The sequence below is a fragment of the Pseudoalteromonas caenipelagi genome, from assembly GCF_013140855.1.
GTDB lineage: Bacteria > Pseudomonadota > Gammaproteobacteria > Enterobacterales > Alteromonadaceae > Pseudoalteromonas > Pseudoalteromonas caenipelagi.
In genome coordinates this window covers 41,535-60,371 of the sequence record NZ_JABBPG010000004.1, presented here as the reverse complement: position 1 = coordinate 60,371, position 18,837 = coordinate 41,535, and the positions used below count along the sequence as shown (strand labels likewise).

Genomic DNA, 18,837 nt, shown 5'->3' with positions numbered 1-18,837 from the left:
AAAGAATAGAACATTATGATGAATATGAGCGGTACACTGGTAATTTCTTTTGTTGTTTTGAAAGCTCAAAAAGCATTTTTAAATCACGCTCATGCTCCAATACCCATGGCAATTTATTGAGTAGGCATTGCACAGAGTATTGTGTTTGACATTGTTTGACTGCATGACTAAAAACGAGCGCATTAAGATAGCCTTCGAACAGGATATGGTCGATTTTTAAATGTGGTTTTTGTGCTACAACGCGACGAAATTTTTCACACAACATTGCCTTGCATAAAAGAGGGTTAGGGACCACTTCAGTAACCATTATAGGGTGTTCTGGCTTGACGCGAGCGAAGAGCTCTTTACTAGAGACAAAGGATACGCTGGTAAATTCCAGATGCTGTTTGGCCCGCTCAGCTAACCGTATAAAGGTTGCCAAAGGCTCGTAGGTACCAATCATTATAACTGCAGTAGCATTGGTTTGATTGATTTGCTCAAAAGCTTTTTCAACATCGCTGGTATTGCGCCTAAAGCGGGCTATTGTCGAGGGCGTTAACTCTTTTAGAGCGAGTGCCTTTGTTAAACTTTTCTCAACGGTAATGCCGAATTCATCAGCTTGGATCAGTAGTGCAATATGTTGATGGTTTTTCTCGCTAACAAGGTATTTAATATGTTCTTGCGCTTCATCTTGGTAACTCGCTCTTAAATTAAATACGTGATATTTGTCGATTTGATGCAAAAAGTCTGCGCCTGTAAATGGCATAAGTAGAGGGGTTTTACTGTGCTCTAGTAGCGGACGAATTGCAGCTGTGGTGGGGGTGCCCATATAGCCAAACAATGCGTCAACCTTATCTTGGTAGATGAATTGCTTTGTGTTAAGCACCGTACGATTAGGTTCATACCCATCATCAAGTACGAGTAATTCAATGGGGCGTCCCGCAATACCGCCTTCTAGGTTCTCAGCTTCAAAGTGCAGCATAGCCCCATCACGAAGTTGTTTGCCTATCTCCTGAGCAGGTCCGCTCAAAGCTATCGACATACCCAGTTTGAGTGGCGGCGCGTCAGCTTGCCCAAAGCCACTGGCTAACGAGAGCATAGTGGCAAAAAGCGCGTTAATGTAATGTGCTAAGCTGTTCATGTATTTCACGTACCAAGGTATTGAAAGCTAGAGAAAACTGTTTTTTAGAGTCTAGAGACAAGTCGACTTTAAGCAGCTCTTTAGTATTATTTTGTAATAATAGTCTAATACCTAATTGTTGTGAAATATCTGATAAGGCTAATAATAGTGCTGGGCAACAGACTAATACTTGCCATAGTGTTGCACTATCTTGTTCTAGCAGCGTTTGTTTGCTCATCATAAAGTTCAACTGTCTGATGAGAGGTTCAGGAATATCCTGTGTGGGCATGGCAACGAGAATGCACTTTACTAATTGCCAAGGCAACTGTTGATAAAGATTACTTAGTTGATAGGTAAAATTCATTCTAAAATGCTGGTAAAGACATTCTAGATGAGGTTCTGGATCTGTAGTGCTTTTCAACACCATTGCGGCATATTCCCCACTGGCTTTATCTTGTTTATACCCTAATTTAACTGTTTTATAGTCATTCTTTTGCCAAAAGTTCAAGAGGGTTGACGTCGCGCCAAAGCTGCTGCCTACATAATCCACCGATTGCTCTAGTTGCTGCTCGACATATTTGAGTAACTGCGTACCTAGGCCTTTGCCATGTAAGTTGGGTGCAATAGCGATGCGTACGATACGTGCTGTTTTGGCTGTTAGAAAGTGAGACTCGCCTTGTGCTGCAAATAGTTGCTGAGGCAGTAAATGCCCTTTAGGGCGACGTTTCCCTTGAGCAATATCGTCATGTAGTTCATATTCAATCTGCCCTTCAAAATTAACCAAACTTAAGCCAAGAAGCTGTTGGGAATTTCGCACTATAAAAATAGCCTGCGATGGGCTGTCTAGCAGTTGACGCAAGTCGTTGACGGTTGTTTGATAATGTGCCAGCACCAACAGCGAAAATGCTTGGTGTAGCAAAGGTTCATTTAGCGCAAGCTCGCAAGCGGTTAGTTTGGCATATGTTAAGTTGCTAGTGTCTTCAGTGGTCGGGTAATGACAATCTAACGCAAACAGGTGGTTTATCTGAGCTTCTAGGGGATCGTGCTGCTGATAGCGAATGGGTTGTTGCATTTGCAAAGCTAAAAACTCAGGATAGTACTTTGATAGATAACGTTTAAATCTTAGTGTGTAACCTCGCCCATTGCCTTCATAGCCAATGATTGTGCTAGAAAATACGCAGCGCTGAGCTTTGTTCACAAGGGCTATTAATATAGGCACTGGAATGGCGGCGGCTTCGTCGATAAGGACTATTTCATCGCTTAACTGCATTGTCAGTAGCTGATCCGGTGGGACAAAGCGTAGGTTTGCAATGTGCCTTTCATGGCCTAGATAATTCATATCCAATTGCCGAGCTAAATGCTTGAAACTATTCACCACAGCACGGTACTGTAGGGCGCAAATAATAAAGGTATGATCACGCATTGCTGCCGCTAGCATACCAAGGGTGGCAGATTTACCACGACCCCGATCAGCACTGAGTAAAATCGGGTGAGGTTTTTTGCTTTGCAGCCGTGTGGTTATCTCTGTAAGCGTACTTTGTTGTTCGCTAAAATCTATGTGTGATTGCTGGGATTTACCATGCAGCGACAACGATAACCCATGGCGTTGAGAGTAAAACGAGATATCTAGTTCTTTAAACAGCTTTTGCCAGCGTTGCAAAAAGGGGCTTTGTGTGGCAGTAAAACCGTGAGAGCACCATGTCGCGAGGCTAGGATCTTGCCAGCAAGGCAAGTCATCGAGTTCAGGAAGTATTAATATGAGTAATCCACCGGCTTTGACGGTACCACTGAGTGCTGCCAGTTTGTTTGGCTCTATGCCTGCATAGCCATCGTAAAGCGCCAGTTCAAACTCTTGGCCAAGGATCTGATGCAAATGCTCGGGCCAGCATGCGTTTGCCAGTTCAGGGTGTTTTGACAGAAGTAGGCAGTTGGCGGATGGCTTAAATAGATTTTTGACTTGCCGAATAGCCCAATGGTGTTCACCGCACAGCAAAAACAGCTGACGGTGTTGGTTATGGGCTAATTCGGCAAATAAGGTGTCCAAGTTAGAAGCTTTGTAAGCGGGCATACGCTGTTACCAACCACTTGGTGCCAACATCATCAAAATTCACTTGGATCCGTGATTGGGCACCACTGCCTTCATAGTTCAGTACGGTTCCTGCACCAAATTTTGCGTGTAGAACGCGTTGTCCAAGGTTGTAGCCACTGTCTTCAAAAGCTGCATGGGTTACAGACGCGCTGAAGCGTCCACTGTTTACAGGTCTTGATACCTGAGTTTTGATGCGGATTTCTTCTACACACTCTTCTGGGAGCTCTCGTAAGAAACGCGATGGGCTGTGATGTTTCTCTTGCCCATACAAACGTCGACTTTCTGCATGGCTGATGTAGAGTTTCTCCATTGCGCGTGTCATCCCCACGTAACAAAGGCGGCGTTCTTCTTCAAGTCTACCCGACTCTTCATGACTTTGCTGAGAGGGGAACATGCCTTCTTCAACACCAACCATAAATACCAATGGAAACTCTAGCCCTTTTGCTGAGTGCAAAGTCATCATTTGCACGGCATCTTCGTGCTCATCGGCTTGGCCTTCGCCAGACTCTAAAGAGGTATAGGCTAAGAATCCCTGTAGTGGTGAGCTAAAATCTTCATCAATGGGTGGCTCATATTGACCACAAGCACTGATCAATTCTTCTAAGTTCTCTACGCGAGCACGGCCTTTTTCGCCTTTTTCTGCTTGATACATTGCCATCAAGCCTGATTGCTCTATTGTGGTCTTGGCTTGCTCGGATAACTCAAGCTCCGTTATTTTGTCATCTAGCTGCTCGACGAGCTCAATAAAGCGCGAAACAGCTGTGGCAGCTCGACCTGCCAAATGGTTTTGTTCAATCACTGCTTTGGCTGCGTACCACAATGGCATAGACTCATTGCGGGCACAATCGCGAATATGGCTTAAGGTTTTATCGCCAATGCCACGAGCAGGAGTATTGATCACGCGCTCAAATGCGGCATCGTCTTGACGATTACTGATCAAGCGTAAATAGGCAAGCGCATCTTTAATCTCTTGGCGTTCGAAGAAACGCATACCGCCATAAATACGGTATTTTAATCCTTCTTGTAACATCGCTTCTTCGAGTACCCGAGACTGTGCATTATTTCTGTATAAAATGGCGCAATCTTGCAATGCATTGCCACCGTTTAGCCAAGTGCGAATTTTACTGACCACAAAACGCGCTTCGTCTAATTCATTAAAGGCGGCGTAAATGGAGATGGGTTCACCTTGGTTACCATCGGTCCATAAACTTTTTCCCATACGCTCTGCATTATTTTGGATCAGAGCATTAGATGCTTTTAGAATGGTGGCGGTGGAGCGGTAGTTTTGCTCAAGACGAATAGTTTCTGCCGAAAAGTCTTCCAAGAAGCGTTTAATATTTTCAATTTTTGCTCCGCGCCAACCATAGATACTCTGGTCATCATCACCGACAATCATCATGGTATTATCTTGGCCCGCAAGGAGCTTTAGCCAGCGATATTGAATGCTGTTGGTATCTTGAAATTCATCTACCAGCATATGTCTGAAGCGTTGTTGATAATGGCGTAATAACGTAGGTTGCTGCTGCAGCAGCTCATAACAGCGTAACAAAATCTCCGCAAAGTCGACTAATCCAGCTCTGTCGCAGGCATCTTGATAGGCGGTGTAAACACGTAGTAATAGTTGCTCATTCACATCATAAGCTTGGATATCTCTGGGCCTTTGTCCTTCGTCTTTTCTTGCACTGATATACCATGCGATTTGTTTTGGCGGCCATTTCTTTTCATCAATATTCATGGCTTTTAAAAGACGACGGATCATACGAACCTGATCGTCTGTATCTAAAATCTGAAATGCTTCTGGCAAGTTCGCTTCACGGTGGTGAGCGCGTAAAATGCGATGTGATAAACCATGGAAAGTACCAATCCACATACCACCCACTGGTGAGCGCAAAGTTTCTTCAACTCGGGTGCGCATTTCTTTGGCTGCTTTATTGGTAAAGGTAACAGCAAAAATACTGTAGGCTGAGGCGTGTTCTACTTGCATTAACCAAGCGATACGATGCACTAATACTCGGGTTTTGCCCGAGCCTGCGCCTGCGAGGACCAACATATTTTGCAGTGGTGCTGCTACTGCCTCACGTTGTTTTTCGTTTAAGCCATCGATTAATTCAGAAACGTCCATTACCACGCCTATTTCAGTAAAATGAACGCAAAGTATACCTGTGTTAGGGGGGCGTTGCCCAGTTACGGGCTTTAAAAAGCAGGCATAAGGAATTTATCGTATTGATTTTGTTAAACAAAAAAAAGTGTAATCACTGTACGAATAACCAGTTATTCTTTGTTTAATACTTCTTTGAGTCGATTTTGTATTTCTTCAACCAAGAGATCTGGCTGGAACTTAGATAAAAACGCGTTACAGCCTACTTTCTCGACCATTGCCTTATTAAAGCTACCACTGAGTGACGTATTCAAGATCACATATAAATCTTTTAAGCGGCTATCGTTTCGTATTTCATAAGTGAGTCGATATCCGTCCATTGCGGGCATTTCAGCATCGGTGATCACTGCTAGTAGTTCTTTATTAACATCGATACCTTCATCAGCCCAGTGCTTGAGCACATTTAGGGCTTCTTGACCATCCGTTGCCGGGATGATTTCAATACCTAATTGTGCAAGGGTATCTGCGACTTGGCGTCGGGCTGTGGGTGAATCATCGGCATGTAAAATTTTACGGCCATGAAACTCATCAATGATACTTTTATCTAAAACATCTTCGGAGATGACGACATCATATGACACAATCTCAGCCAGTACTTTTTCAACATCAATGATCTCGACGATATGTTCGACACCATCTCGTTTGATTTTGGTCAATGCTGTAAGATAATGGTTTTTGCCAACAGAGCTGGGGGTTGGCATGATATCTTGCCAAGTGGTGTTAACTATTTGGTCTACCTTGCCGACTAAAAAGGCTTGTACTGAGCGGTTATATTCTGTGATCACTAGGTTGCTATCGCTATCCCGTTCACACTCAGGCATACAGATTGCGCGACGCAAATCAATGACAGGAATAGATTCGCCTCGTATGTTAGTAACGCCACATACTTTAGGGTGAGCGTTTGGCATACTATGGAGGTGTGGCAGCTTTACAACTTCTTTTACTTTAAACACGTTAAGAGCAAAGAAGTGACGGCTATGTAGGTGAAACAATAAAAGCTCTAATCGGTTTTCACCAACCAGTTGCGTTCTTTGATCTACCGAAGCTAATACACCTGCCATACTATATCTTCCTATTCCCATACTCTATGCATCAGTATACTGAAGTTGCGATAAAATACGAGCTTTGCACAATGCTATGCTAACGCGATAAATGTATTGATGTTTTTACTTTGCTTTTTAGTACGAATGTCGATTTATTGAGGTTTTAAAGCGAGGTGAGATCGAGTAAGGTAGCGCTATAGAATTATAAACCGCACTACACTATGCCAATCATATTTAAACGTATACTTGTACTGTTACGTGCACATGTCGATGAAGCTAGCTGGCAATTATTAAGTGCCGTAACCGCATGCCATTTAGCATTGGTCTGGGTACTACTTTATTATGCTGGTGAGCAGACTCTTATAGAGCCCAGCACTTTTATTTATTATTATATAGTGACCACGTCGACAGTTGGATATGGTGACTTTAGCGCAACGACGGAGCTGGGCCGTTGGATAGTTGCATTGGTACAAATTCCGTTTGGTCTTGCTTTGTTTGGTATTTTGCTGGGTAAAGCGGGTCAATTTATGACATTTTGGATAAGAAGAGCAATGACTGGCGACAAAGACTTTTACCATTTGCGTAACCATATAATTATTTTTGGTTGGCATCCAATCAGAACTAAAAAGATGATCGATTACATCTTAGCGGATGTAAAACGCCAAGATAGGCGTATTGTATTAGCGGTCGTCGACGATATTGAACACCCCTTGCTGAGCTATTCTCAAGTTGATTTTGCGAAACTATCTAGCTTCACTGACGATGAGGAACTTGCTCGTATTGGCACATCCAATGCAGATAAAATCATCATTGATGGTCAAGATGACGATCAAACATTTACAACCGCGTTAAAACTAAGCCCCATGATTCAGGGGAGTGCGCATATCAGCGCGCATTTTGTGGATGAAAGCAAAGTAAGTTTGTTGCGGGCTCATTGTCAAAATGTTGAATGTTCATCGAGTAAGTCGGCGGAAATTTTAGTGAGAGCGATGCAAGATCCTGGGTCTAGTCGAGTGCAAGAAGAATTGTTGTCTACTCTGCACGGAGATACCCAATTTAGCTTGCAACTACCTGTGGGTTTAAAAACTTGCCAATTTGGTGCTTTATTCCATTATTTTAAAGAAAAGCATGATGCAATTTTATTGGGCGTAGCCCATGATTTAAGTGCGCAAAATATGGAGTTGAACCCGCCTTTGGATTATCTAGTGAATGCGGGAGATATCTTACATTATATTGCTACTGAGCGGGTACTGCCTGATGAAGTGGCTTGGCAAAGGTTATCATGAATGAACTAATTCTGTTATTCATTGGCGTATCTGCCTATTTAGCGCCTGTGGCTATTATACATAGTAGCAAGCGCACAAGGGGCCATGAAAAGAACGGCTGGCTAATAGCAACGCTGCTTTTTTCATGGATCACCCTGCTTTTATACTTTTCTATGATACCCAAAGAAGGTATTCATCCAGAAAAAGAAAAAAATAGCCGGGCACGCCGACGTTAATTTGGACACAGTACATGCCACTCTCGCTCGCTAACTGGCATGATGGAAAGCCTACCCGCCTTTTTAAGAGCAAGCTCAGTGATCTCAAGGTTTGCCTTGATAGCCGACAAGGTAATCGGTCTTAGGTGTTTGACATATTCTAGTGTAACGCCATACCACCTTGGGTTCTCTTTAGTTGATTTAGCATCAAAGTAATCACTTTGTATATCGAATTGAAAAGGGTCGGGCTGCGCTTGTTGGATAACTTTCGCTATGCCGACTATTGCAGGTACTTTACAACTAGAGTGATAAATGAAGACTAGGTCAGCTAATTTGACTTGATCACGTAAGAAGTTACGCGCTTGGTAGTTTCTGACGCCTTCCCAAAATGCCCCCTGACTTCCTAAAGCCTTTAAATCATCAATGGAGAATGTGTCGGGCTCTGTTTTAAATAACCAATATGCCATGCTTTACCTGCGAGCTGTTGTTAATTCCAAAATAACCATCAGTCACCGTCTTTACTTTAATGTATCGATAGTGCCACTTAAGGTGACTCATAACGGTTACTATTATACTATGATTATTGAATTAAACTGACGAAATTAAGAGGTCCCGATGAGTCAGGTTCTGACAGATTTACTTTCGCTTTTGAAACTTGAAGAAATTGAGCAAGGCATTTATCGCGGGCAAAGCCAAGATTTAGGGTTCCCACAGGTATTCGGTGGTCAGGTAATGGGGCAAGCACTCTCCGCGGCAAAATATACGTTACCAGAGGGGCGCTTTGTGAACTCATTGCACTCCTATTTTTTGCGACCTGGCGATGCGAAGAAACCGATAGTATATGATGTGGAAGTTATTCGTGACGGCCGAAGCTTTAGCACTCGACGAGTTCGTGCTATCCAGTATGGCAAACCGATTTTTTACATGACAGCGTCATTTCAAGGCGATGAGCCAGGCGTGTCTCATCAAAGCACGATGCCAAATGTACCTGGGCCTGAAGAACTAAAGTCTTCGATTGATTTTTATCGAGAAAATAAAGCGTTAATCCCAGAACAACTGCGTAATAAGTTTACCTGTGATATGCCGCTTGAGACGCGGCCCGTGGAATTCCAAAATCCATTTCAGCCTGAAATCACAGAGCCACAACGCCATGTCTGGTTTAAAGCCAATGGCCCATTGCCTGATGATAGACGTATTCATAATTATCTAATGGCGTATGCGTCTGATTTTGAATTTTTACCTACCGCACTTCAGCCGCACGGGTTGTCTTTTTTACACCCAAGCATGCAAGTGGCAACCATAGACCACGCAATGTGGTTTCATAGGCCCTTTAGAATGGATGAGTGGATCTTGTATAGTGTTGATAGTCCAAGTGCATCCAATGGACGCGGTTTAGTGCGAGGACAATTTTTTAATCGTCAAGGCGAGTTGGTTGCATCAACCATTCAAGAAGGTGTCATGCGCCAAAGGGGCTAACAAACGTGCCACCAAACCTCTGGCGGCACGTGTCGCCAGATACACTAAAGGGTATCTTGAATCGACTCAGAAATGCTGGCGGGTAACAATTCATTAAGGTGGAGTTGCAGAGTTTGCAGCTTATCTTGAGCGCGAATACATTGCTCGTCAGACACTTTAATAAAGCCTTGTTCTTTTAAGCTATTGATAAATGCTACTAGCACCTTCTTATCGAAAAACTCTGGACTCTTGATACCATGCAAAGTACCTAGGCGGTTAGCGATGATATCAGTTTCAGACTCAAGGTTTTTGCGTGTAATGCCTTGGTTATTGTGTATTAAACTCACTGTGATTGCATAACGTTCTAGCGTTAATTGACTGACTTTACCCAGCATCTCTAACTGAGCTAATCCATTGCTTCCTTTAATCACTTTGGCTGTAGTGCCATCAAACTCGATGAGTTTTTGCTGTGAAAAACAGGTCAGTATTTGCTTGATATAGTCGTCACGCATAGGGGTTAAAAACCATTCCTTCGCAAACAGTGGATACAGCACCTCAAGTAGTTGCTGGCATTCTTCTAAAGTAACGCTAAAGCGGTTAAATAGCTGCTGCGCGATTACACTCGGCACTGCAAACAAGTGCACGATGTTATTACGATAGTAATTGAACAAAGTTCGTTCTCTTTCTTTTATGGCGATAATTTCGCCTAACTCATCTGACAATACATCCAGCTTATTCAATTTTAAGGCGTGACTGAGTAACTGTTCAGCTGAGTCTTCAGGGACGGTGACCTGTTCATTGTATTTTGAACTGCGTTGCAACGTGAGATAAAAAGACATCTGCTCTAGTAGCTTGCGTTTACTGAGAGCGAATTGACTGTTACTGAGTAAAATCGTCGCTAACAAGTTAATGGCATTGAGCGCTGCAGCACTGTTGATATTGGTCATGATTGTATCTGCAAGTTCTGCCACTTGTGTGTTGAGCCACTGAGGCTTTTGAATATCGGTTGGGTGGATAGCATCACGCCAATTGTTTTGATGCTCATTTAGATATTGATTAACGTTTATCGGCTCACCAAAATTTAAGTAGCCACGACCGTAGTTTTTAAGATTTTTAATGGCTTTAAATACCGCAAAGATAGATTCATTCTTTTTGTGGTTGCCTGCTAACTCTTTTAAGTAGGTATTGATCTCCATAACATGCTCATAGCCAATATATACCGGTACGATGGAGATAGGTCGGTCAATACCACGCAACATAGATTGTATTGTCATCGCCAACATGCCTGTTTTTGGTGGCAATAAACGGCCTGTGCGACTTCGCCCCCCTTCGGTGTAAAACTTCACAGAATAACCTTTGATAAAGAGTTGGCTCAAATACTCTTTGAATACAGCGGAGTAAAGTTTATTTCCAGCAAACGAACGACGAATAAAGAATGCACCTGAGCGGCGGAAAATTCCCCCCGCAGGGAAGAAGTTAAGGTTAACACCCGCTGCTATATGCGGTGGTACCAGTCCTTGGTGATAGATAACATAAGTCAGTAATAAATAGTCCATATGGCTGCGGTGGCATGGCACATAGATGATTTCATGGCCTTTGTCGGCTAACTGATGTACGCGCTCTGCGTATTTAACTTCAATACCATTGTACAGTTTATTCCAAAGCCACGTGAGAATACGGTCGCCAACGCGTACCATAGCGTCAGAGTAATTTGCCGCGATTTCGTCAAGTAATTCTTGTGCGTTAAGGCGTGCCTCTTCATAACTTAGCCCTTTGCTTTTGGCTTCATCGGCGATCGCCTTTTTAATTGCAGGTGCGGCTAATAAGGAGCTAAAGAGTTGATCTCTTGAAGGCAGTTTAGGGCCTGTCGCAGCCAGTTTTTGACGACGAAAGTGAACACGCGCCACACGCACTAGCTTTTGCGGTAACTCGTTTACATCCGACTTGTCGTTAATTAGCTGATTCAGATCGATAGGATGGCTAAAGCGTACTAAATTATCGCGACCAGAGAACAGCACAACAAACAACTTGCGCAGCCAACTTGGTGTCAACGAATGAGAGAATAACGTACCGATACCAGGTTTTTCCTTACCTGGATTGCGGCCCCACAAAATGGTGACCGGAATGATTTGTGCCTGAGCATTTGTATCACTACACAAAGCCGTGAAAATTTCTTTTCCAGTAGCAAGAGCATTGCTGGGTTTAGCAACGGATGCAAATAAAGGCGTAGGGTTTTGCAAAGCAATAAATCGGTCTATTTCTTTACCCGCTAACGCTTGTGGCTGAGTGGCTCTTGGTAGGCCCAGCTTTTTACAAACTGCATCAAGTGCAGCGAGATCGGCGCGCGAATTAAGCCGTGTTACATAAAATGTGGGGAACTCTGGGTTTAGGTCAAACTGCTCTATTGGGTTGTCTGGCAGTAATTTTGTTTTTACAAATAATAGATTAGCCCACTGGGAAAATAGATTTAAGAGTCGAGAAACAATTCTCATGACAACACCACATTTAAAAATTTGCAATAGCATACCAAGCTTTAACTGGACTGACTATTTATAGACGTTTTGGTTTACTGTTACAGGGTTAAAAAGTAATTAAGGCGTAACTATTCCGCTATCTAAAATAACTTGGTATTAACTGTTGCATTTATCACCAATATCATTATAATGTGCGGACTTTCTTACTACAGTGTAGTAGGAAAGATGAAATATAGGGCTTGGATTTCAAGCCAATAAACAGGAATTCCGATTTGGAATTCAATGGTAGAAATAAGAAAGCAACCAGCGAGTTAATATTTAATTCGATCTGGCGGTTTTTCTTATGCTCTTTTTAAATGCTCTTTTAATTGAGGTTTAAGAATGTCAAATCAACGCATTCGTATTCGCCTAAAAGCTTTTGACCACCGTTTGATTGACCAATCAACGGCGGAAATCGTGGAAACTGCGAAACGCACTGGTGCTCAGGTACGTGGTCCAATCCCACTTCCAACGCGCTTTGAACGTTTTACTGTATTGATCTCTCCGCACGTAAACAAAGATGCGCGTGATCAGTATGAAATCCGCACCCACAAACGTCTGATCGACATCGTAGAACCAACAGATAAGACTGTAGACGCTCTAATGCGCCTAGACCTTGCTGCTGGTGTTGATGTTCAAATCAGCCTGGGTTAATCGGAAGATTAGAGAGGTTTTAGGAAAATGGCATTAGGTCTAGTCGGTCGTAAAGTGGGTATGACACGTATCTTCACTGAAGATGGTGTATCTATCCCTGTGACAGTTATCGAAGCGACGCCTAACCGTGTTACTCAGATCAAATCTGAAGCAACAGACGGTTATGAAGCGCTTCAAGTTACTGCAGGCGAGAAAAAAGCAAGCCGTGTAAACAAAGCTGCTGCGGGTCACTTCGCAAAAGCTGGTGTTGAAGCGGGTCGTGGCCTGTGGGAATTCCGCCTAAATGGTGGTGAAGGCGATTTTGAAGTAGGTACTGAGCTTACTGTTGAGTTATTCAACGAAGTAAACAAAGTAGACGTAACTGGTACTTCAAAAGGTAAAGGTTTCCAAGGTGGTGTTAAGCGCTGGAACTTCAGCATGCAAGACGCTACACACGGTAACTCTTTGTCTCACCGTGCTCCTGGTTCAATCGGTCAAAACCAATCACCTGGTAAGGTGTTTAAAGGTAAGAAAATGGCTGGTCAAATGGGTAATGTGCAAACAACTACTCAGAACCTAGAACTAGTACGTGTTGACGCTGAGCGTAACCTGCTTTTAGTTAAGGGTGCAGTACCTGGCGCTATCGGCGGTGACGTTATCGTTAAACCAGCTGTTAAAGCATAAGTCCTGGAGATTTAGTGATGGAATTAGCAATTAAAGGCGCTGGCGCGCTTGAAGTTTCCGAAGCTACTTTTGGACGTGAGTTTAACGAAGCATTAGTACACCAGGTAGTTGTTGCTTATGCAGCAGGTGCTCGTCAAGGTACTCGTGCTCAGAAGACACGTTCTGAAGTAAGAGGCGGTGGTAAAAAGCCATTCGCTCAAAAAGGTACTGGCCGTGCTCGTGCTGGTACAATCCGCAGCCCAATCTGGCGCAGCGGTGGTGTGAGCTTTGCAGCTAAGCCGCAAGATCACAGCCAAAAAGTTAACCGTAAGATGTATCGCGGTGCGATTAAGAGCATCTTGTCTGAGCTTGTTCGTCAAGAGCGTTTAGTAGTTGTTGAAAACTTCGGTTTAGAAGCACCTAAAACTAAAGAGCTAGTAGCTAAGCTTAAAGAGCTTGAGCTTAAAGACGTGCTTATCGTGACTGAAGAAGTAGATGAGAATCTATTCCTTTCTGCACGTAACCTTTATAAGGTTGACACACGTGATGTAGCTGGCATTGACCCAGTAAGCCTAATCGCTTTCGATAAGGTACTTATTACTGCAGGTGCTGTTAAGCAACTTGAGGAGGCGCTAGCATGATCCGTGAAGAACGTCTTTTAAAAGTAATTCTTGCTCCACACATCTCTGAGAAAAGCACTATTGCTGCTGAAGAAAACAACACGATTGTTTTCAAAGTAGCTAAAAATGCAACTAAAGCTGAAGTTAAAGCTGCAGTTGAAAAGCTTTTTGAAGTAGAAGTAACTGGTGTTCGTACTTTGAATGTTAAGGGTAAAACAAAGCGTACTGGTATGCGTTTCGGTCGTCGTTCAGACTGGAAGAAAGCCTACGTTACTCTTAAAGAAGGTAGCGAGCTAGACTTTGTCGGCGGCGCCGAGTAATAAGGGGAGTTAGAATTATGGCACTTCAAAAGTGTAAACCAACTTCTGCGGGTCGTCGTCACGTCGTTAAAGTGGTTAACCCTGATCTACACAAGGGTAAGCCATACGCTCCGCTTTTAGAGAAAAACTCTAAATCAGGTGGTCGTAACAACAACGGTCGTATCACGGTTCGTCACATCGGTGGTGGTCACAAGCAACACTACCGTGTAATTGACTTTAAACGTACTAAAGATGGCATTCCTGCTACTGTTGAACGTTTAGAGTACGATCCAAACCGTAGCGCAAACATCGCTCTTGTATTATATGCAGACGGTGAGCGTCGTTACATCATTGCACCTAAAGGTTTAAAAGCAGGCGATCAAATCCAGTCTGGTGTTGACGCACCAATCAAAGCTGGTAACACATTGCCAATGCGTAACATGCCTGTAGGTTCGACTGTACACAACGTAGAATTAAAGCCAGGTAAAGGTGCACAAATCGCACGTTCTGCTGGTGCATACGTTCAAATCCTAGCACGTGAAGGTCAATATGTGACTCTACGTCTTCGTTCAGGCGAAGTTCGTAAAGTTGAAGCTGACTGTCGCGCTACCTTAGGTGAAGTAGGCAATGCTGAGCATATGCTTCGTTCACTAGGTAAAGCTGGTGCTAATCGCTGGCGTGGTATTCGTCCGACAGTTCGTGGTGTTGCCATGAACCCGGTTGATCACCCACACGGTGGTGGTGAAGGTCGTACTTCTGGTGGTCGTCACCCTGTGTCTCCATGGGGCAAGCCTACCAAAGGTGCTAAAACACGTAAGAACAAGCGTACTGATAAATTAATCGTACGTCGTCGTACTAAGTAATAGTTGAGGAATTGCCATGCCACGTTCTCTCAAGAAGGGTCCATTCATTGACCTACACTTGCTGAAGAAGGTAGAGAAGGCGTTGGAAAGCGGTGACAAGAAGCCTATAAAGACTTGGAGCCGTCGTTCAATGATCATCCCTAATATGATCGGATTGACCATCGCAGTCCATAATGGTCGTCAGCACGTCCCTGTATTTGTTTCGGACGAAATGATCGGTCACAAACTAGGTGAATTTGCACCTACACGTACTTACCGCGGTCACGCTGCGGATAAGAAAGCTAAAAAACGTTAATCGGAGGGTATGATGGAAGCATTAGCTAAACACAAATTCGCCTCTGGTTCGGCGCAAAAAGCACGTCTAGTAGCTGATCAGATCCGCGGACTACCGGTAGATCGCGCTCTAGAAATCCTGGCGTACAGCCCAAAGAAAGCGGCTGTATTAGTTAAAAAAGTACTTGAGTCTGCTATTGCGAACGCAGAGCACAACGAAGGTGCTGACATTGATGAGCTACGTGTAGCTACGATTTTTGTGGACGATGGTCCTACAATGAAACGTATCATGCCACGTGCTAAAGGACGCGCTGACCGCATCCTTAAGCGTACAAGCCACATCACTGTTGTGGTTTCGGATAGCTAGGAGATATAAGTAATGGGACAAAAAGTTCATCCTACTGGTATTCGCCTAGGTATCTCTAAACCTTGGGTTTCTACCTGGTACGCGAATACAAAAGATTTCTCTGCACAGCTTTTTGGCGATCACAAAGTGCGTCAATACCTTACTAAGGAATTGAAAGCAGCTTCTGTGTCTAAAATCGTTATCGAGCGTCCAGCTAAATCAATCCGTGTAACAATTCACACAGCTCGTCCTGGTGTTGTTATCGGTAAAAAAGGCGAAGACGTTGAAAAGCTTCGTCAAGCTGTAACAAAGATTGCGGGTGTACCTGCTCAGATCAATATTTCTGAAGTACGTAAACCAGAGCTAGATGCACAATTAGTTGCAGATGGCATCGCATCTCAGCTTGAGCGTCGTGTTATGTTCCGTCGCGCTATGAAGCGTTCGGTACAAAATGCAATGCGCATTGGTGCTAAAGGTATCAAAGTTGAAGTAAGCGGTCGTCTAGGCGGCGCTGAAATCGCACGTTCTGAGTGGTATCGTGAAGGTCGTGTACCTCTACATACTCTACGTGCTGATATCGATTATGCAACTTCTGAAGCGTTAACCACTTACGGTATCATCGGTGTTAAAGTTTGGATCTTCAAAGGCGAAGTAATTGGTGGTTTACCACTAGTTCAAGAGCAAGAGAAGCCAGCTAAACGTGCGCCGAAGAAAGCCAAAAAAAGTGCTAAGTAAGAGGTAGCGATTAATGTTACAGCCAAAACGTACAAAATTCCGTAAAGTGCATAAAGGCCGCAACCGTGGTCTTGCAAACAGCGGTAACAAAGTAAGCTTCGGTTCTTTCGGCTTGAAAGCAACAGGTCGTGGTCGTATGACTGCTCGTCAAATCGAAGCAGCTCGTCGTGCTATGACTCGTCACGTCAAGCGTCAAGGTAAAATCTGGATCCGTGTGTTCCCAGACAAGCCAATCACTGAAAAGCCGCTTGAAGTTCGTATGGGTAAAGGTAAAGGCTCTGTTGAGTACTGGGTTGCTGAAATCCAGCCAGGCAAAGTACTTTACGAGATGGAAGGTGTTTCTGAAGAGCTTGCTCGTGAAGCATTCAACCTAGCTGCTCGTAAATTACCTTTCAAAACAACATTTGTAACTCGGACGGTAATGTGATGAAAGCTAGCGAACTTAAAGACAAAAGCGTAGAAGAGCTAAATGCTGAACTTCTAGAGCTACTACGTGAGCAGTTCAACCTGCGCATGCAAGTGAGCACTGGTCAGCTAGCTCAAACTCACGAGCTGAAAAAAGTACGTCGCAATATTGCGCGTGTTAAAACGGTTATCAACCAGAAGGCAGGTGCATAATGAGCGATAAGATCCGTACTCTTCAAGGTCGTGTACTAAGCGACAAGATGGACAAATCTATCGTTGTTGCTATCGAGCGTCAGGTGAAGCACCCGATTTACGGTAAATTCATCAAGCGTACAACTAAGTTGCACGCACATGACGAAAGCAACACTGCTAAAGCAGGCGATACAGTTACTATCAGTGAATGTGCGCCGATTTCTAAAAAGAAATCATGGACTTTAGTTGAAGTAGTTTCACGTCCTAAGCAAGCTTAATTTTAGTTTTATACTAAATTAAACTTTGTTTTCAAAAGCCTCGGCCCTTGGGTCGGGGCTTTTTGCTTTTTATGTATCGAAATAATATCCACACTTATATAAATGTCGGTTTTTACTCTAGTGCCTTGATTTGTTCTCGAAGGACTCAATCGCAAGGTTATTGAATGTTTGCAGCAGATATATAGTAAAGGTAATGGGTGGCTATTTTTGCGACTGTTGGATTGTGTTAGAGTAAATTGAACCCTGCTATGCAGTTGACTGCTCAAAACAGACTAAATTGGTAGGGAGTGTATATCTTAACTTTTAAAGGAACGTTCATAAAATGTGCTACCGTGGCAAGCTTTTTTGGTTGGTTCTGCTCTTTAGTGCTGCTGTATGGGCAATAGCATTTATATTGTTGTGGGATATGACAGCGCTGTTATCCAGCTGGGAAACAGGCCTCACCATGCTATTTGGATCTTTTGTTGCTGGGTCAACACCTTTAGGTGGTGGAGCTGTCGCATTTCCAGTCTTCACCAAAGTATTACAAGTGAGCGCAGCAGAAGCTCGCGTGTTTTCTCTTTTCATACAGTCAGTCGGTATGACTTTTGCGACTCTCTACTTTATTAGTCAACGCGTCTTTATTGATTGGGCCGTGATTGCTCGAGGTATGTTGTATGCCGTATTAGGGCAGTTATGCGCTGTTGCTTTTTCTGTCACTGACGGACTATTGTTAAAGTATGCATTTAGTTGCTTCTTACTACTGGTTGCTATTCTACTCATACATGACAAACGAAATCTGGTTATCAACCTAAACGATAGGAAACGACGTTATACCTTTTCACTGCTTACGTTTTTAGGTGGAATGATAACCGGCTACTTAGGCTCAGGAGCAGATACTTTACTGTTTTTTTATTTTGTACTTTTGCTTGGTAGTCAAGCTAGACAAATGATACCTACGACGGTGACATTTATGGCACTTAATGCACAGCTCGGTGCGGTTTTGTTTTTTGTTTTAGATCAGCAACCATCGGAATTCGTAGTAAAAAGCTGGTTTTTCGCTGCACCAGTTGTTGCTTTGGGAGCGCCTTTAGGTGGTTATATACTGACAAAATTGCAACCGTCACATATTTTAAGTTTTGTGATAGTGGTTATTATAGTTGAGTCAGTCAGTACGCTTTTGTTACTACCCCTACACCCTATTAAAGTGATACTGCTGAGTAGCTTATTAATTTACGTTGCCGTGATTTTGCTATTAAAGCTTAAACCGACGCAGGTGAACAAACGTGATATGCCTGTGGTCTGTGAGGAACAAAACGGATAACTTGTTTGGTAAAATCAGCCACGAGCCAAGTCATGGCTGATTTTTAAGTATATTACTCTTCGTTGATCTCGGGTACTTCCAGCCCCATATCTTCCATAATCTTACGCACTTCTTCAGGCACTTTTTCAGGGTTATCCTTACGCAAATCTTCATCGCTTGGTAGCGGCTGGCCAGTAAAAGCATGTAAAAACGCTTCGCATAGTAGCTCACTGTTGGTGGCATGGCGCAGGTTATTTACCTGACGGCGAGTGCGCTCATCAGTTAGTACTTTCAATACATTTAACGGGATAGAGACGGTGATCTTTTTTACTTGTTCAGATTTTTTACCGTGCTCTGCATAAGGGTGAATATATTCACCGTTCCATTTAGCCATAGTGTTGTTGCTGCCTC

At 43.5% G+C, this 18,837-nt stretch carries 22 protein-coding genes; 15 read left to right on the top strand and 7 right to left on the bottom strand.

All coding sequences use genetic code 11. The features are described from left to right. Positions 1–13 precede the first annotated feature (13 nt). From HG263_RS11175 to HG263_RS11160, 4 genes are all read right to left on the bottom strand, one after another. A complete protein-coding gene (locus tag HG263_RS11175) occupies positions 14–1,120 on the bottom strand; it encodes an ABC transporter substrate-binding protein (protein ID WP_171626159.1) in 1,107 nt (368 codons plus the stop codon). Further along, the gene (locus HG263_RS11170; RefSeq protein ID WP_171626158.1) at positions 1,095–3,167 is read right to left on the bottom strand and encodes a GNAT family N-acetyltransferase; all 2,073 of its coding nucleotides are present in this window, start codon (positions 3,165–3,167) and stop codon (positions 1,095–1,097) included. The genes HG263_RS11175 and HG263_RS11170 overlap by 26 nt, the downstream gene beginning before the upstream one ends. After that, entirely contained in the window at positions 3,145–5,310 is a 2,166-nt protein-coding gene (gene uvrD, locus HG263_RS11165) for a DNA helicase II (protein ID WP_171626157.1), read from the bottom strand. The genes HG263_RS11170 and uvrD overlap by 23 nt, the downstream gene beginning before the upstream one ends. Before the next feature lie 149 nt (positions 5,311–5,459). After that, the gene (locus HG263_RS11160; RefSeq protein WP_171626156.1) at positions 5,460–6,407 is read right to left on the bottom strand and encodes a chemotaxis protein CheV; all 948 of its coding nucleotides are present in this window, start codon (positions 6,405–6,407) and stop codon (positions 5,460–5,462) included. Positions 6,408–6,610: 203 nt separating this feature from the next. Here HG263_RS11160 and HG263_RS11155 point away from each other — a divergent pair, with 203 nt between their 5' ends. Then, on the top strand, positions 6,611–7,675 hold the full coding sequence (locus tag HG263_RS11155; RefSeq protein ID WP_171626155.1) for a potassium channel family protein: 1,065 nt from the start codon (positions 6,611–6,613) through the stop codon (positions 7,673–7,675). Continuing rightward, entirely contained in the window at positions 7,672–7,890 is a 219-nt protein-coding gene (locus tag HG263_RS11150; RefSeq protein WP_171626154.1) for a hypothetical protein, read from the top strand. Before HG263_RS11155 ends, HG263_RS11150 begins: the two co-directional genes overlap by 4 nt. Here HG263_RS11150 and HG263_RS11145 read toward each other — a convergent pair. Further along, positions 7,887–8,336: an EVE domain-containing protein gene (locus tag HG263_RS11145; protein WP_171626153.1), complete on the bottom strand. Its 450-nt coding sequence runs from the start codon at positions 8,334–8,336 to the stop codon at positions 7,887–7,889. The two genes, HG263_RS11150 and HG263_RS11145, sit on opposite strands and share 4 nt — an antisense overlap. A 148-nt stretch (positions 8,337–8,484) precedes the next feature. On the opposite strand from HG263_RS11145, the gene tesB reads away from it, so the two are divergent. Beyond that, complete coding sequence (tesB, locus tag HG263_RS11140) at positions 8,485–9,345, top strand: acyl-CoA thioesterase II (protein WP_171626152.1); 861 nt, start codon at positions 8,485–8,487, stop codon at positions 9,343–9,345. 44 nt (positions 9,346–9,389) lie between these two features. Here tesB and plsB read toward each other — a convergent pair whose 3' ends face one another. Further along, positions 9,390–11,816, bottom strand: coding sequence for a glycerol-3-phosphate 1-O-acyltransferase PlsB (gene plsB / locus HG263_RS11135; RefSeq protein ID WP_171626151.1), 2,427 nt, complete (start codon positions 11,814–11,816; stop codon positions 9,390–9,392). 363 nt (positions 11,817–12,179) lie between these two features. On the opposite strand from plsB, the gene rpsJ reads away from it, so the two are divergent. From rpsJ to HG263_RS11075, 12 genes are all read left to right on the top strand, one after another. Further along, positions 12,180–12,491: a 30S ribosomal protein S10 gene (rpsJ, locus tag HG263_RS11130; RefSeq protein ID WP_005495349.1), complete on the top strand. Its 312-nt coding sequence runs from the start codon at positions 12,180–12,182 to the stop codon at positions 12,489–12,491. Positions 12,492–12,518: 27 nt separating this feature from the next. Beyond that, positions 12,519–13,154, top strand: a complete 636-nt coding sequence (gene rplC, locus HG263_RS11125; protein WP_171626150.1) for a 50S ribosomal protein L3 — start codon at positions 12,519–12,521, stop codon at positions 13,152–13,154. 17 nt (positions 13,155–13,171) lie between these two features. Further along, complete coding sequence (gene rplD / locus HG263_RS11120; RefSeq protein ID WP_070991184.1) at positions 13,172–13,774, top strand: 50S ribosomal protein L4; 603 nt, start codon at positions 13,172–13,174, stop codon at positions 13,772–13,774. Further along, positions 13,771–14,073, top strand: coding sequence for a 50S ribosomal protein L23 (rplW, locus tag HG263_RS11115; protein WP_070991183.1), 303 nt, complete (start codon positions 13,771–13,773; stop codon positions 14,071–14,073). Before rplD ends, rplW begins: the two co-directional genes overlap by 4 nt. A 17-nt stretch (positions 14,074–14,090) precedes the next feature. After that, the gene (gene rplB / locus HG263_RS11110) at positions 14,091–14,915 is read left to right on the top strand and encodes a 50S ribosomal protein L2 (RefSeq protein ID WP_171626149.1); all 825 of its coding nucleotides are present in this window, start codon (positions 14,091–14,093) and stop codon (positions 14,913–14,915) included. A gap of 16 nt (positions 14,916–14,931) precedes the next feature. Continuing rightward, positions 14,932–15,210: a 30S ribosomal protein S19 gene (gene rpsS / locus HG263_RS11105; protein ID WP_010561269.1), complete on the top strand. Its 279-nt coding sequence runs from the start codon at positions 14,932–14,934 to the stop codon at positions 15,208–15,210. A 12-nt stretch (positions 15,211–15,222) separates the two neighbouring features. After that, entirely contained in the window at positions 15,223–15,555 is a 333-nt protein-coding gene (gene rplV, locus HG263_RS11100) for a 50S ribosomal protein L22 (RefSeq protein ID WP_058031283.1), read from the top strand. Between the two features lie 12 nt (positions 15,556–15,567). After that, positions 15,568–16,269, top strand: coding sequence for a 30S ribosomal protein S3 (gene rpsC / locus HG263_RS11095; RefSeq protein ID WP_070986410.1), 702 nt, complete (start codon positions 15,568–15,570; stop codon positions 16,267–16,269). A 13-nt stretch (positions 16,270–16,282) separates the two neighbouring features. Continuing rightward, positions 16,283–16,696 (top strand): 50S ribosomal protein L16, encoded by a 414-nt coding sequence (rplP, locus tag HG263_RS11090; RefSeq protein WP_046004902.1) that lies wholly within the window; start codon positions 16,283–16,285, stop codon positions 16,694–16,696. Then, positions 16,696–16,887, top strand: a complete 192-nt coding sequence (gene rpmC, locus HG263_RS11085; RefSeq protein WP_070986408.1) for a 50S ribosomal protein L29 — start codon at positions 16,696–16,698, stop codon at positions 16,885–16,887. The genes rplP and rpmC overlap by 1 nt, the downstream gene beginning before the upstream one ends. Beyond that, positions 16,887–17,144 (top strand): 30S ribosomal protein S17, encoded by a 258-nt coding sequence (gene rpsQ, locus HG263_RS11080; RefSeq protein ID WP_152087253.1) that lies wholly within the window; start codon positions 16,887–16,889, stop codon positions 17,142–17,144. Before rpmC ends, rpsQ begins: the two co-directional genes overlap by 1 nt. A gap of 406 nt (positions 17,145–17,550) precedes the next feature. Further along, positions 17,551–18,447, top strand: a complete 897-nt coding sequence (locus HG263_RS11075; RefSeq protein ID WP_171626148.1) for a sulfite exporter TauE/SafE family protein — start codon at positions 17,551–17,553, stop codon at positions 18,445–18,447. 52 nt (positions 18,448–18,499) lie between these two features. On the opposite strand, the gene metJ is transcribed toward HG263_RS11075, so the two are convergent. Continuing rightward, positions 18,500–18,820 (bottom strand): met regulon transcriptional regulator MetJ, encoded by a 321-nt coding sequence (gene metJ, locus HG263_RS11070; RefSeq protein ID WP_171626147.1) that lies wholly within the window; start codon positions 18,818–18,820, stop codon positions 18,500–18,502. Positions 18,821–18,837 lie beyond the last annotated feature (17 nt).

What these genes read in the sequence shown, in the direction of transcription:
- rpsJ (WP_005495349.1), top strand. Translation starts at nt 12,180, where the DNA reads ATGTCAAATCAACGCATTCGTATTCGCCTAAAAGCTTTTGACCACCGT.
- HG263_RS11145 (WP_171626153.1), bottom strand. Translation starts at nt 8,336, where the DNA reads ATGGCATATTGGTTATTTAAAACAGAGCCCGACACATTCTCCATTGAT.
- uvrD (WP_171626157.1), bottom strand. Translation starts at nt 5,310, where the DNA reads ATGGACGTTTCTGAATTAATCGATGGCTTAAACGAAAAACAACGTGAG.
- rpsQ (WP_152087253.1), top strand. Translation starts at nt 16,887, where the DNA reads ATGAGCGATAAGATCCGTACTCTTCAAGGTCGTGTACTAAGCGACAAG.
- rplW (WP_070991183.1), top strand. Translation starts at nt 13,771, where the DNA reads ATGATCCGTGAAGAACGTCTTTTAAAAGTAATTCTTGCTCCACACATC.
- rplB (WP_171626149.1), top strand. Translation starts at nt 14,091, where the DNA reads ATGGCACTTCAAAAGTGTAAACCAACTTCTGCGGGTCGTCGTCACGTC.
- rplP (WP_046004902.1), top strand. Translation starts at nt 16,283, where the DNA reads ATGTTACAGCCAAAACGTACAAAATTCCGTAAAGTGCATAAAGGCCGC.
- HG263_RS11155 (WP_171626155.1), top strand. Translation starts at nt 6,611, where the DNA reads ATGCCAATCATATTTAAACGTATACTTGTACTGTTACGTGCACATGTC.
- rpsS (WP_010561269.1), top strand. Translation starts at nt 14,932, where the DNA reads ATGCCACGTTCTCTCAAGAAGGGTCCATTCATTGACCTACACTTGCTG.
- HG263_RS11175 (WP_171626159.1), bottom strand. Translation starts at nt 1,120, where the DNA reads ATGAACAGCTTAGCACATTACATTAACGCGCTTTTTGCCACTATGCTC.
- rplV (WP_058031283.1), top strand. Translation starts at nt 15,223, where the DNA reads ATGGAAGCATTAGCTAAACACAAATTCGCCTCTGGTTCGGCGCAAAAA.
- rpsC (WP_070986410.1), top strand. Translation starts at nt 15,568, where the DNA reads ATGGGACAAAAAGTTCATCCTACTGGTATTCGCCTAGGTATCTCTAAA.
- HG263_RS11160 (WP_171626156.1), bottom strand. Translation starts at nt 6,407, where the DNA reads ATGGCAGGTGTATTAGCTTCGGTAGATCAAAGAACGCAACTGGTTGGT.
- tesB (WP_171626152.1), top strand. Translation starts at nt 8,485, where the DNA reads ATGAGTCAGGTTCTGACAGATTTACTTTCGCTTTTGAAACTTGAAGAA.
- metJ (WP_171626147.1), bottom strand. Translation starts at nt 18,820, where the DNA reads ATGGCTAAATGGAACGGTGAATATATTCACCCTTATGCAGAGCACGGT.
- rplC (WP_171626150.1), top strand. Translation starts at nt 12,519, where the DNA reads ATGGCATTAGGTCTAGTCGGTCGTAAAGTGGGTATGACACGTATCTTC.
- HG263_RS11170 (WP_171626158.1), bottom strand. Translation starts at nt 3,167, where the DNA reads ATGCCCGCTTACAAAGCTTCTAACTTGGACACCTTATTTGCCGAATTA.
- rplD (WP_070991184.1), top strand. Translation starts at nt 13,172, where the DNA reads ATGGAATTAGCAATTAAAGGCGCTGGCGCGCTTGAAGTTTCCGAAGCT.
- rpmC (WP_070986408.1), top strand. Translation starts at nt 16,696, where the DNA reads ATGAAAGCTAGCGAACTTAAAGACAAAAGCGTAGAAGAGCTAAATGCT.
- HG263_RS11150 (WP_171626154.1), top strand. Translation starts at nt 7,672, where the DNA reads ATGAATGAACTAATTCTGTTATTCATTGGCGTATCTGCCTATTTAGCG.
- plsB (WP_171626151.1), bottom strand. Translation starts at nt 11,816, where the DNA reads ATGAGAATTGTTTCTCGACTCTTAAATCTATTTTCCCAGTGGGCTAAT.
- HG263_RS11075 (WP_171626148.1), top strand. Translation starts at nt 17,551, where the DNA reads ATGACAGCGCTGTTATCCAGCTGGGAAACAGGCCTCACCATGCTATTT.